At 70.8% G+C, this 11,789-nt stretch carries 8 protein-coding genes; 5 read left to right on the plus strand and 3 right to left on the minus strand.

Annotated features, from left to right (window positions below; translation table 11 throughout):
* The first annotated feature begins 3 nt into the window (after positions 1-3).
* Together ACLZN2_RS11890 and ACLZN2_RS11895 are read left to right on the plus strand one after the other, a co-directional pair.
* Positions 4-2,388, plus strand: a complete 2,385-nt coding sequence (locus ACLZN2_RS11890) for a xanthine dehydrogenase family protein molybdopterin-binding subunit (protein WP_416978362.1) — start codon at positions 4-6, stop codon at positions 2,386-2,388.
* 112 nt (positions 2,389-2,500) lie between these two features.
* Positions 2,501-3,652 (plus strand): XdhC family protein, encoded by a 1,152-nt coding sequence (locus tag ACLZN2_RS11895; protein WP_416978363.1) that lies wholly within the window; start codon positions 2,501-2,503, stop codon positions 3,650-3,652.
* Positions 3,653-3,667: 15 nt separating this feature from the next.
* Here ACLZN2_RS11895 and ACLZN2_RS11900 read toward each other — a convergent pair whose 3' ends face one another.
* Positions 3,668-4,108, minus strand: a complete 441-nt coding sequence (locus tag ACLZN2_RS11900) for an SRPBCC family protein (RefSeq protein WP_416978364.1) — start codon at positions 4,106-4,108, stop codon at positions 3,668-3,670.
* Between the two features lie 172 nt (positions 4,109-4,280).
* Here ACLZN2_RS11900 and ACLZN2_RS11905 point away from each other — a divergent pair, with 172 nt between their 5' ends.
* Positions 4,281-5,510 carry a cytochrome P450 gene (locus tag ACLZN2_RS11905; protein ID WP_416978365.1) on the plus strand — a complete coding sequence of 410 codons (1,230 nt, stop codon included), beginning with the start codon at positions 4,281-4,283 and terminating at the stop codon, positions 5,508-5,510.
* A gap of 39 nt (positions 5,511-5,549) precedes the next feature.
* On the opposite strand, the gene ACLZN2_RS11910 is transcribed toward ACLZN2_RS11905, so the two are convergent.
* A complete protein-coding gene (locus ACLZN2_RS11910; protein ID WP_416978446.1) occupies positions 5,550-6,971 on the minus strand; it encodes a family 43 glycosylhydrolase in 1,422 nt (473 codons plus the stop codon).
* A gap of 71 nt (positions 6,972-7,042) precedes the next feature.
* Positions 7,043-8,473, minus strand: coding sequence for a family 43 glycosylhydrolase (locus ACLZN2_RS11915; protein WP_416978447.1), 1,431 nt, complete (start codon positions 8,471-8,473; stop codon positions 7,043-7,045).
* Between the two features lie 526 nt (positions 8,474-8,999).
* On the opposite strand from ACLZN2_RS11915, the gene ACLZN2_RS11920 reads away from it, so the two are divergent.
* Both ACLZN2_RS11920 and ACLZN2_RS11925 read left to right on the plus strand, forming a co-directional pair.
* Positions 9,000-9,326 carry a DUF5132 domain-containing protein gene (locus ACLZN2_RS11920; protein ID WP_416978366.1) on the plus strand — a complete coding sequence of 109 codons (327 nt, stop codon included), beginning with the start codon at positions 9,000-9,002 and terminating at the stop codon, positions 9,324-9,326.
* Positions 9,327-9,439: 113 nt separating this feature from the next.
* Entirely contained in the window at positions 9,440-11,698 is a 2,259-nt protein-coding gene (locus tag ACLZN2_RS11925) for an ABC transporter ATP-binding protein (protein ID WP_416978367.1), read from the plus strand.
* Positions 11,699-11,789 lie beyond the last annotated feature (91 nt).

Here is an 11,789-nt window from a genome sequence, read left to right on the forward strand (position 1 = left end):
CCCATGCCGACCAACGGCGTACCCACGAAGATCACCCAGGGCTCGCACACCAGGGGCGGCATCGGTGAGTCCACCCTCCGCCCGGACGGCACCCTCAAGGTCACCGGCGAGTTCGCGTACTCGTCCGACATGTGGCACGAGGACATGCTCTGGGGCCAGATCCTGCGCTCCACGGTCGCCCACGCCGAGATCGTCTCCCTCGACACGAGCGAGGCCCTCGCCACCCCCGGCGTGTACGCCGTCATGACGTACGACGACCTGCCCACCGACGTGAGGCACTACGGCCTGGAGATCCAGGACACCCCCGTCCTGGCCCACGGCAAGGTACGCCACCACGGCGAGCCCGTCGCGATCGTCGCCGCCGACCACCCGGAGACCGCCCGCCGCGCCGCCGCGAAGATCAAGGTCGAGTACCGCGAACTGCCGGTCATCACCGACGAGGCCTCCGCGATCGCTCCCGACGCGGTCCTCGTCCACGAGCACCGCACCGATCTCCACAGGGGCCATGTCCCGCACCCCAACATCCTCCACCGCCAGCCCATCGTGCGCGGCGACGCGGCGGCCGCCGCCGCGCGGGCCGATGTGATCGTGCGGGGCGAGTACACCTTCGGCATGCAGGACCAGGCCTTCCTCGGCCCCGAGTCCGGCCTGGCCGTCCCCGAGGAGGACGGCGGCGTCCACCTCTACATCGCCACCCAGTGGCTCCACTCCGACCTGCGCCAGATCGCCCCCGTCCTCGGCCTCCCGCCGGAGAAGGTGCGGATGACGCTGTCCGGCGTCGGCGGCGCCTTCGGCGGGCGCGAGGACCTGTCGATGCAGATCCACGCCTGTCTGCTGGCCCTGCGCACCGGCAAACCCGTCAAGATCGTCTACAACCGTTTCGAGTCGTTCTTCGGGCACGTGCACCGCCACCCCGCCAAGCTGTCCTACGAGCACGGCGCGACCCGCGACGGCAAGCTCACCCACGTCAGATGCCGGATCGTCCTGGACGGCGGCGCGTACGCCTCCGCCAGCCCCGCCGTCGTCGGCAACGCCTCCTCCCTCGGCATCGGACCGTACGTCGTCGACGACGTCGACATCGAGGCGATCGCCCTCTACACCAACAACCCGCCCTGCGGCGCGATGCGCGGCTTCGGCGCGGTCCAGGCGTGCTTCGCCTACGAGGCGCAGATGGACAAGGTGGCGAAGGAACTCGGCATGGACCCGGTGGAGTTCCGGCGGCTCAACGCCATGGAGCAGGGCACGCTCCTGCCGACCGGCCAGCCGGTCGACTCCCCGGCGCCGGTCGCCGAACTCCTGCGCCGCGTCAAGGCGATGCCGATGCCGCCGGAGCGCCAGTGGGAGTCCAGCGAGGGCGCGGACGTACGGCAGCTGCCCGGCGGCCTGTCCAACACCACCCACGGCGAGGGCGTCGTCCGCGGCGTCGGCTACGCCGTCGGCATCAAGAACGTCGGCTTCTCCGAGGGCTTCGACGACTACTCCACCGCGCGCGTCCGCCTGGAGGCCGTGGCCGGCGAGCCGGTCGTCACCGTGCACACGGCGATGGCGGAGGTCGGCCAGGGCGGGGTCACCGTCCACGCCCAGATCGCCCGCACCGAACTCGGCGTCGCCCGGGTCACCATCCACCCGGCCAACACGGAGGTGGGCAGCGCCGGTTCGACCTCGGCCTCACGGCAGACGTACGTCACCGGCGGCGCCGTGAAGAACGCCTGCGAACTGGTCCGCGAGCGGGTCCTGGACATCGGGCGCCGCAAGTACGGCACCCACCACCCGGCCTGGGCCACCGCCGAACTGCTCCTGGAGGGCGGCAAGGTCGTCACCGACGGCGGCGAGGTCCTCGCCGACCTGGTGGACGTCCTCGGCGATCAGGCCGTCGAGGTCGAGGAGGAGTGGCGGCACCGGCCGACCGAGCCCTTCGACCTGCGCACCGGGCAGGGCAACGGCCATGTCCAGTACAGCTTCGCCGCGCACCGGGCGGTCGTCGAGGTCGACACCGAGCTGGGCCTGGTCAAGGTGATCGAGCTGGCCTGCGCGCAGGACGTCGGCAAGGCGCTCAACCCGCTGTCCGTGCTCGGCCAGATCCAGGGCGGCACCACCCAGGGTCTGGGCGTCGCCGTCATGGAGGAGATCATCGTCGACCCGAGGACGGCCAAGGTGAAGAACCCCTCCTTCACGGACTACCTCATCCCCACCATCCTCGACACCCCGACCATCCCCGTCGACGTGCTCGAACTCGCCGACGACCACGCCCCGTACGGCCTGCGCGGCATCGGCGAGGCGCCCACCCTGTCCTCCACCCCGGCGGTCCTCGCGGCCATCCGCGACGCGACGGGCCTGGAGCTCAACAGGACGCCGGTACGCCCGGAACACCTCACCGGCACCGCGTGACCACGAAACCCTCCGGTCCATTTCTCCCTCCATCCCCTTGAGAGCCGGCTCGGCGTCCACGGGCCGGCTCCCGCCGAGGCCCTCCCCACCCCGACCGTCAAGGAGACAGGACATGCTGGACATCGCCGAGGAGCTGAACCGGTGGGTCGAGCAGGGGCGTGACTTCGCCGTCGCCACCGTGGTGGCCGTCGGCGGCAGCGCGCCCCGCCGGCCGGGCGCCGCCCTCGCGGTGGACGCCGACGGCACGGCGATCGGCTCGGTCTCCGGCGGCTGTGTGGAGGGCGCGGTGTACGAACTGTGCCGCGAGGCGCTGGCCGACGGCGAGCCGGTCCTCGAACGGTTCGGCTACAGCGACGACGACGCCTTCGCCGTGGGCCTCACCTGCGGTGGCGTCATCGACATCCTCGTCACACCGGTGCGGGCCGGGGACCCGGTCCGCGCGGTGGCCGAGGCCGCGCTCGCGACCGCCGCGACCGGCGGTGCGGCGGCGCTGGCCCGGATCGTCACCGGCCCGGCGGACCTCGTCGGCCGCGGGCTCCTGGTGCGCCCCGACGGGTCCTACGACGGCGGCTTCGGCGACCGTCCCGAACTGGACCGCACGGTGGCGGCCGAGGCCGGCGCCCTCCTCGACGCCGGCCGCACCGGCACCCTGGAGATCGGCGCACAGGGCTCCCGCTGCGGAGCCCCGCTGACCGTCCTGGTCGAGTCCTCGGTCCCGCCGCCCCGCATGATCGTGTTCGGCGCGATCGACTTCGCCTCGGCGCTGGTGCGGGTCGGCAAGTTCCTGAACTTTCACGTGACGGTGTGCGACGCCCGTCCCGTCTTCGCGACCCGGGCCCGCTTCCCCGAGGCCGACGAGATCGTCGTGGACTGGCCGCACCGGTACCTGGAGCGCACGGAGGTGGACGCCAGGACCGTCCTGTGCGTGCTGACCCACGACGCCAAGTTCGACGTCCCCCTGCTCCGGCTGGCGCTGCGGCTGCCCGTCGCCTACGTCGGCGCGATGGGCTCCCGCCGCACCCACCTCGACCGCAATGAACGCCTTCGTGAAGTCGGCGTGACGGAACTGGAGCTGGCGCGGCTGCGGTCACCCGTCGGTCTCGACCTGGGCGCCCGTACCCCCGAGGAGACGGCCCTGTCGATCGCCGCCGAGATCGTCGCGTCCCGCCGGGGCGGCACCGGCGTCTCCCTCACCGGCGCCCACACCCCGATCCACCACGACCTGCCCGCCCGCCCGACGGCCCGGATCGGCTCGGTGGCCTGAAAACGCCGCGGAACCTCAACTCTCGCGCAGCAGCCGGTTCACCGCCCGCCCGAACATCCAGCGGCCCGTCGTACGCAGCAGGGGATCGAAAAGGGACGGGAGGAAGCGCACGCCGAGCTCCTCGCGCCACACGACCCGGGTCCGGCCGCCCGGGCCCGGCCACACCTCGATCTCGGCCCAGCCCCGCACCACCCGGCCGCGTTTGACGAGCCGGCACCGGCCCGGCTCGTCGTCGGCCGGCGGATGCCACACGGCGACCTCCATCCGGTCGTCGAAGGACAGCGGGCCGAGGCCCGAGCGGGCCACGAACACCGTGCCCTCGCCGGTCGGTGCGGGAGTGACCACGGTGACGCGGGTGAGCGGGACCACCTCGCCGTGCCGCCGCCACTCGGTGAGCCGGCGCCATGCCTCTTCGAGCGGGAGCGGCGCCGTGCGTTCGAGCTGGAAGATGACCACGCGATGATCGTAGGGAGTCCGGACGGCCCGCCGGAACGTTCCGCCGTGACTCACAGGTTCATGACAGCCCCGTGCGCTCCTCTGTCGGGCCGTACGCCCGTACGGCACCATGAGCCCGAACCCGCACGACCCCCGCACGACCCCGCACCACCACCGGCACGGGAGGCGTCACGTGGACCGCACAGGGCTCGGCAGACTGGACGACGTGCAACGGGACCCCTATCCGCTCTACGGACGGGCACGTGCGGCCGAGGGATTGCTCCACGTCCCCGAACTGGACGCCTGGCTCGTCGCCCGCGACAACGACGTACGCGAAGTGCTGCGCAGGCCCGAGGACTTCTCCTCGGTGGGGGCGCTGCGCCCCGACGTGATGCCCTCACCGGCCGCGTTCGCGGTGCTGGCCACCGGGTTCGGCGGTCGGCCGGTGGTCGTCGGCACGGACGGCGAGGAGCACCAGCGGCTGCGCGCGCCCCTCGTGCGCGGACTGTCCCCCGCACGGGTCGCCGCCGTCCTGCCGTACGCCGCGGAGCGCGCCGCCGCCCTGGTCGAGGAGTTCACCGAGGACGGGCGGGTGGAGCTGATGGCGGCGTACGCGCGCCGGCTGCCCGGCGAGGTGGTCGGGCGGATCGTCGGACTCGACCCGGCCGACGTGCCGGCCGTCGTGCACGGCGGGCACCGGGCGGAGGAGTTGCTGTTCCGGCCCCTGACGGAGAACGAACAGATCGCCGCCGCCCAGGACATGGTCGCCGGACAGCACGTCCTGGACCGGTACGCCCGCGAACGGCACGCCGACCCCCGCGAGGACCTGTGCTCGGAGATCGTCGCCTCCGTCGCCGCCTCCCCGGACCGGCCGACGGGCGAACTCACCCTGGACGAACGGCACGAGGTGGTCTCCCACCTCCAGAACCTGGTGATCGCCGGGCACCTGACCACCACCGCGCTGATCGGGACCACGGTGCTGCATCTGCTGCGGCATCCGGCCCAGTGGGACCTGCTGTGCGCGGAGCCGGAGCAGATACCGGCCGCCGTCGAGGAGGCCGCCCGCTACGACACCGCGCTCCAGGGCTTCCGCCGGGTCACCACCCGGCCGCTCAACCTTTCCAACACCGAACTCCCCGCCGGGGCCTCCCTGTTCGTCGCCTTCGGCGCGGCGGGCCGGGACGGGGCGCGGCATCCCCGGCCGGACGAGTTCGACATCACCCGCCCGCCCGGCCGCCACCTCGCCTTCGGCCACGGCCCGCACGCCTGCCCCGGCGCCCAGCTGGCCCGCGAACAACTCCGCCTGACCCTTTCGGAGTTGACGCGCCGTCTGCCGGGCCTGCGGTTGGCCAAGGACCGCCCCGTCGTCATGCGCCCGACGATGATCCACCGCTCCCCGCAGGAACTGCACCTGACCTGGTGAGCCGGCGGCAGACCGCACGGTGGTCTGCCGCCGGGCTCCTCACTGGGCGTAGAAGGTGGCGTCCCCCTTGTCCGTCGTGGTGCTCGGGGTCTGCACGTACAGCAGGTAGTTGTAGTGCCGGATATAGCGGCCCGCGTAGTTGTAGGACTCGTACGAGATCCCCGCCGAGTCGGCGAGCCCGGACCGCTGGTAGAAGCTGGCGTCGGAGGCGAACGTCGACGTGCCGTCGTTCTTCTCCACCCACACCTCGAAGTTCTTGTGCCGCAGGTAGTAGCCGGGGAAGTTGGTCGACTCCAGCGACACCGTGCCGGTGCCGGCCAGCCCCGTCACGACCCGGAACTGCGAGTCCGCGAGCGGGCTGACGTTCGCCTCGATCTTGGCCCGGTACTCCCAGTGCCGGATGAACCGGGTGGGGAAGTTGTACGAGGAGAACCGCTGCGGGGTGACCCCGTCGGCCACCGGGATCCCGAAGTCCGGCGTGCCGTCGGCCTTCCAGTACACCTTCTGCACCCGGGTCCGCCGGTTGGGGTCGTTCAGCGGGTCGCCGGTGATGTCCTTGTAGCTGCGGTCGTGGTAGACGAGGATGTCCGACTTGCCGTCCTCGGAGACGGTGAAGGAGTTGTGGCCCGGCCCGTACTGCGAGGTCGCCGCGCTCGACGCGAACACCGGCGACGAACCCTTCGTCCAGGACGCCGCGTTCGTCAGGTCGGCCGTCGCGGACGCGGTCAGCATGCCCAGGCAGTAGTTGGCGTCCGTGGCGCTCGCCGAGTAGGTCAGGAACACCTTGTCACCGTGCTGGATGAGCGCCGGCCCCTCGTTGACCTTGTAGCCCACGGTCTCCCAGGACAGCGTCGGCTGCGAGATCTCCGTCGGAGTCCCCGACACCGTCCAGGGGTTGGACATCTTCGCGATGAACAGGCTGGTGTTGTTGGCCTCGGACGGGTTGCGCTGCGCCCAGGCGAGATAGCGGACACCGTTCACGACGAAGGTGGTGGCGTCCAGGGAGAAGCTCTCCCAGGTGGTCTTGATCTGGCCCTTCTCGGTCCAGGTCGCGGTCAGCGGGTTGGAGCCGGTGCCCTCGAGGACGTACATCCGGATCGCCCACACGTCGGAGGTCGACCCGGCCGCGAAGTACACGTACCACTTGCCGTCGATGAAGTGGATCTCCGGCGCCCAGATGTGCGCGCCCATGACACCGCTGGAGTGCTTGGTCCAGATGGTGACCTCCGTGGCGGTGGCGAGGCCCTGGATGGTCGTCGCCCGGCGCAGCACGATGCGGTCGTACTCCGGGACGGTGGCGGTGAAGTAGTAGTAGCCGTCGGTGTGTTTGAAGATGTGCGGGTCGGCCCGCTTCTCGGCGATCGGGTTGGTGTACGTCACGGCGGGGGAGTCTGGCACGGCGGCCTGGGCGGGGGAGCCCACGCCGGTGAGGACGGCCGCGAGGGCGACGAGGACGGCCATGAGCAGCCGTACGGCGTTGCGTCTCAAGGGAGTTCTCCAGGGGAAGGGGGACAGGAGAGGGGGTGCGGGGATCAGGTGGTGGGCACGAGGCGCCACTGCTGGCAGTTGTTGTTCAGCCAGGTCCACTGCCGTACGTCCGTGCCGTTCGCGGTACCGCAGTTCGCGACGTCGGCGACCTTGCCGGTGGACTCGTTGACGATCCGGACGTAGTCACCGGTGGCGGTGAACACCAGCCGGAACCGCTGGCACTTGTTGTTCAGCCACGACCACTGCCGGATGTCCGTGCCGTCGGTGCTCGCGCAGTCCGCGATGTCGGCGACCTTGCCGGTGGCCACGTTGACCAGCCTGTTGGTGTCGTCGCCGAGGTCCTCGATCTTCCATTTCTGGTTGGCCCCGCCGTTGCAGGTCCACTGGAAGATGTTCGTGCCGTCGGCTGTGTTGCCGCCGTCGACGTCCAGGCACTTGCCGCTGTTGCGGTTGACGAGGGTGTACGACGTCGGGGTCGTCGCCGTCTCGCCGGACGGGCCGGGAAGCGAGGTGCCGAGGGCGACCGGTGTGCCGAAGTTCGGGGTGCCGTCGGCGTTCCAGGTGAACTTCTGCGCCCGCGTCGTACGCCCGTTGCCGCAGCCGCCGCTGGTGGAGTCGTTGGCGTGGTAGACGATCCAGTTCTCGGTGCCGTCCGGCGAGCTGAAGAAGCCGTTGTGGCCGGGCCCGTAGACCCCGTTCGCGTCACTGCGCTGGAAGACCGGCGACTGCGTCTTCGTCCACGACGACGCGCTGAGCGGGTCGGAGCCGGTCAGTTCCAGCAGCCCCAGCTTGTAGTCGGCCGTGGTGCAGTAGCTCGCCGAGAAGGTCAGGAACGTACGCCCGTCGTGATACAGCGGTTCCGGGCCCTCGTTGACCGCCGCGCCCGAGGTCTCCCAGCTCAGTGTGGGGCTGGAGATGATCGTGAAGGTGTTGCTGGAGAGCGTGTACGGATTGCTCATCGGCGCGATGACCAGGCTCTGCTTGCTGCCGTTGATGAAACCGCTGCCGACCAGGTACAGGTTGTTGTTCGCCTGGAGCACCGTCGCGTCGATCAGCCAGCCGCCCGGTGTGAGGTTGGAGCCGGTGAGCGAACCCTTGTAGGTGTACGGGCCCAGCGGGTCGGTGCCGGCGCTCTCCAGCACATGGGTGCGCTGGGAGTCGCAGCAGGAGACCCCGCTCTGCCCGGCCGAGTAGTACAGGTACCAGTGGCCGTTGAACTGGTGGAGCTCCGGCGCCCAGATGTTGGTGTTGCGGGTGGACGTGGTGTCCGACCACACCTGCACGTTGGGCGCGGTGGCCAGACCGGCCAGCGTCGGCGACTTGCGGATGCCGAGGATGCCGGTGAACGTCGTGGTGATCAGGTAGTAGTTGCCGTCGTAGTACTCCAGCCAGGGGTCGGCGCCCTTGAACGACTTCAGCGGGTTGGTGTACGGGCGGCCGTCCGCCGCGGACACCGGCTGGGTCGCCGCGACCATGGCCACCAGCAGCGCCAGCACGCAGACGAGCAGGGGTCTGCGGCGCCGTGCGGGCAAGCCGGGGTGCCGACGAAATATCCGAGGCATACAGGACCGTCCCTTGTCCGTAATTTCGAACATAGTTCGTAACTTCGGCCAGAAGATAGGGCGCGTTCATGTCTGCGTCAATGCTTCCGACGTGTCCGGGTGGAGTGCGGCCGTTCGAAGGGGTTCTTTTCCCGGCCACTTGTATGCTGCACGCTCTGTGAAATTCATGGGGAAGGGTGGGGGTGTGGCCGCCTGTTTCCGGCGGTCGCCGTCACTGGTCGGACCTGGGGGTTTCCGTCCTGCTGGCCGGAACTCGTCGGTTTTTTGCCGCGCCCTTACTCTTACGGGTGACAGGCCCGGTCTCGGCTTGGTTCCTGGCGTACCGGCTCCGATAGCCTGAGGCCGTTCGCGCAGGTCGGAGGGAATGGCCCCGGCGGCCCACTCTGGAACAAATGAACCGCGAACAATTTAAAAGGAAATAAAAGAAGGGGTGTGCGTCATGCCGCCTGTAGTTCCCCCGTTCCTGATCGGTCTCATCGCCGCGCCCCTCGCCAAAAGGGTCGTCAAACCCCTGATGCGCGGCCTGGTGAAGACCTCCGTCGGACTCGTCCTCGAAGTCAAGCGCGCCGCCCACGAGGCGAGCGAGGGACTTCAGGACCTCGCCGCCGAGGTCACCGCCGAAGTCGTCGCCGCCCAGATGGCGAGCGGCGACGGCGGTCGCGAAGCGGAACCGGCCGCCGCACCCGCGAAGACCTCCTCGGCCGACGGCCACCACAAGGCCCCGGCCAAGCGCCCGCCCGCGGCCGCCTCCGGCAAGGCGCACTGAACACCCACGCCCCACCCGCTCCACGGAAAGACCTCGGGGATCCCCTGACAATGACCATGCTGGTGACAATGTGCTCCGCAGTTCCCGGGCGGCAGCGCTGGAAGATTCCCGAAATGGTGGGGAAAAGACATCTCGCGAGCGTATTCGCCGCGGTGCTGGAGAAAACTCCCGGCATCAAAACGGCACGCGTCAGCGAAGTCACCGGAGGCGTGCTCGTCCTCCACGACCCCGCACTCGGCACCGCCGAGATCGGCGGAATCCTCAGGAATTCACTGACGGCCGTTCTCCGCTGCGCCCGCCCCAGGTCCACCGGGAAATCCGAAACGGGGACACGGGCGGCGGAATCGGCCGGACAGCCCACCGGGAACCAGGGCACGCACTCCCCGGGCCGGACCCGAGAGGCGCACTCCCCGGGCCGGACCCTCGCACTCGCCGGCGGCGCCACCGTCGCCGCACTCGCCCTCGGCCCCGGCAAACTGCTGCGCAGACCCCTCGCCGTCCTCGGCGCCGTCGTCACCGCCACCGTCCTCGTCGTACGCCGGGCCGTGACCACCGCGGCCGGCGGCGCCGCCCCACCCGCCGACGAGACGTCACCGCCCCGCCCCGCCTCCTCCCTGCGCTCCCTGCTCGACCTCGTCGGACCGCACCGGCCCCGGCTCTGCCTCGCCTCCGGCCTGTCCACCCTGTGCCAGCTCACCGAGGTCGCCCTCGGACTGTTCCTCGGCTGGATCGCGCTCGTCCTCATCAAGGGCCAGGCAGCGCCCCTGCTCGCCCTCGGACTGACCACCGCCTCGTCCCAGTTGTGGTTCCTCGCCGGGGCAGCCGCCGTCGCCTGCGCCGCCGTGGCAGCCCTGTCCTACGCCGCGGGCGTCGAATGGCGCAGGCTCGGCCAGGACGTGCAGCAGGACTGGCGGGGCGCCACCTACACCCAGGTGCAGCGACTCGAACTGCGCCACCTGGAAGGCGAACGCACCACCCGGGTCGCGGGCGTCCTCACCGAGGACGTCGCCCAGCTCGGCGCGTTCTTCGCCACGTCCGCCAACGATGTCGTCCAACTCGCCACGAGTTTCCTCGTCCTGGTGCCGGCCTTCCTCCTCCTCGCACCCCAGATCGCCTGGATCGCCTTCCTGCCGATGCCGGTCGTGGCCTGGCTGTCCTTCCACTACCACGACCGCGTCGCCGCCGACTACGCCGTCTCCAGCGAACACAAGGCCACCCTCCACAGCCAGTTGGTCAACAGCCTGGAGGCCGGCGCCACCGTCAAGAGCTTCTGCACCGAGGAGTACGAGGCACAGCGCGTCCACGCCCTCGGCGAGGTGTGCCGTGAGAGCAACCACCGCACCGACCGTTCCACCGTCCGTCACGCCGAGACCGTCCGCGCCGTCACCACCGCCTCCATGACCGGCACCCTCCTCCTCGGCGGCCGCTCCGTCCTCAACGGCACCCTCCCCTTCGAGGTGTTCAGCCCCCTCATCGGACTGCCCCAGCAGGTCCTCCTCCGGCTCACCCGGCTCGGCGGCATCGTCGACCAGTACCAGCGCACCCTCGCCGCCCACGACCGCGTACGCCACCTGCACACCCTGCCCACCGAACCCGCCGGACCCGACCATCCCGTCGACCGGGCCGACGTCAAGGGCGCCGTCACCCTCGACCGCGTCACCTTCGCCTACCCCGGCCGCCCGCCCGTCCTGACGGACCTCTCCCTGCGGATCGCGCCGGGCCGGGTCACCGGCATCGTCGGCCCCACCGGCTCCGGCAAGACCACCATCGCCAAACTCCTCATGCGCTTCCAGGACACCGACTCCGGCCGGGTCCTCCTCGACGGCCGCGACGTACGCGACCTGTCCCGGAACGGACTGCGCGGCGCCGTCGGCTTCGTCGCCCAGGACCCGTTCCTCTTCGACGGCACCATCGCCGACAACATCCGCTACGGCAGCTTCGACGCCACCGACGCCCAGCTGGAGCGCGCCGCCCGCATGGCCGAGGCCCACTCCTTCATCGAGGCCCTGCCCGACGGCTACGACACCCTCATCGGGGAACGCGGCGCGGCCCTGTCCGGCGGCCAGAAACAACGCCTCGCCGTCGCCCGCGCCATCCTCAAGGACCCGCCCGTCGTCGTCCTCGACGAGGCCACCTCCGCCGTGGACAACGAGACCGAGGCCGCCATCCAGCGCACCCTGCGCGCCTTCGCCGAGAACCGCACCCTGATCATCATCGCCCACCGGCTGTCGACCATCCGCGACGCGGACTGGATCCACGTCCTCGACCGGGGCGGCCTGGTCGCCGAACAGGGCACCCACACCGAACTCCTCGCCCGGGACGGCCTCTACGCCTCCCTCTGGCATCTGCAGGCGGGACAGAGGGCGGCGTAGGAGGCGCGGGGCGTCCCCTGCCCCACCCCCCGCCCCCTCCCGCAGACCCGCCCCGCCTCGCCGCGTCCCCGGCGGCCACAGCTTCCCCCAC

The organism is Streptomyces sp. T028, assembly GCF_048159505.1.
In the GTDB taxonomy this organism is placed as follows: Bacteria; Actinomycetota; Actinomycetes; order Streptomycetales; family Streptomycetaceae; genus Streptomyces.

Bases quoted from the DNA above. Each gene is read 5' to 3' on its own strand.
- ACLZN2_RS11890 (WP_416978362.1), top strand. From the start codon at position 4: ATGCCGACCAACGGCGTACCCACGAAGATCACCCAGGGCTCGCACACC.
- ACLZN2_RS11895 (WP_416978363.1), top strand. From the start codon at position 2,501: ATGCTGGACATCGCCGAGGAGCTGAACCGGTGGGTCGAGCAGGGGCGT.
- ACLZN2_RS11910 (WP_416978446.1), bottom strand. From the start codon at position 6,971: ATGGCCGTCCTCGTCGCCCTCGCGGCCGTCCTCACCGGCGTGGGCTCC.
- ACLZN2_RS11915 (WP_416978447.1), bottom strand. From the start codon at position 8,473: ATGGTCGCGGCGACCCAGCCGGTGTCCGCGGCGGACGGCCGCCCGTAC.
- ACLZN2_RS11920 (WP_416978366.1), top strand. From the start codon at position 9,000: ATGCCGCCTGTAGTTCCCCCGTTCCTGATCGGTCTCATCGCCGCGCCC.
- ACLZN2_RS11925 (WP_416978367.1), top strand. From the start codon at position 9,440: ATGGTGGGGAAAAGACATCTCGCGAGCGTATTCGCCGCGGTGCTGGAG.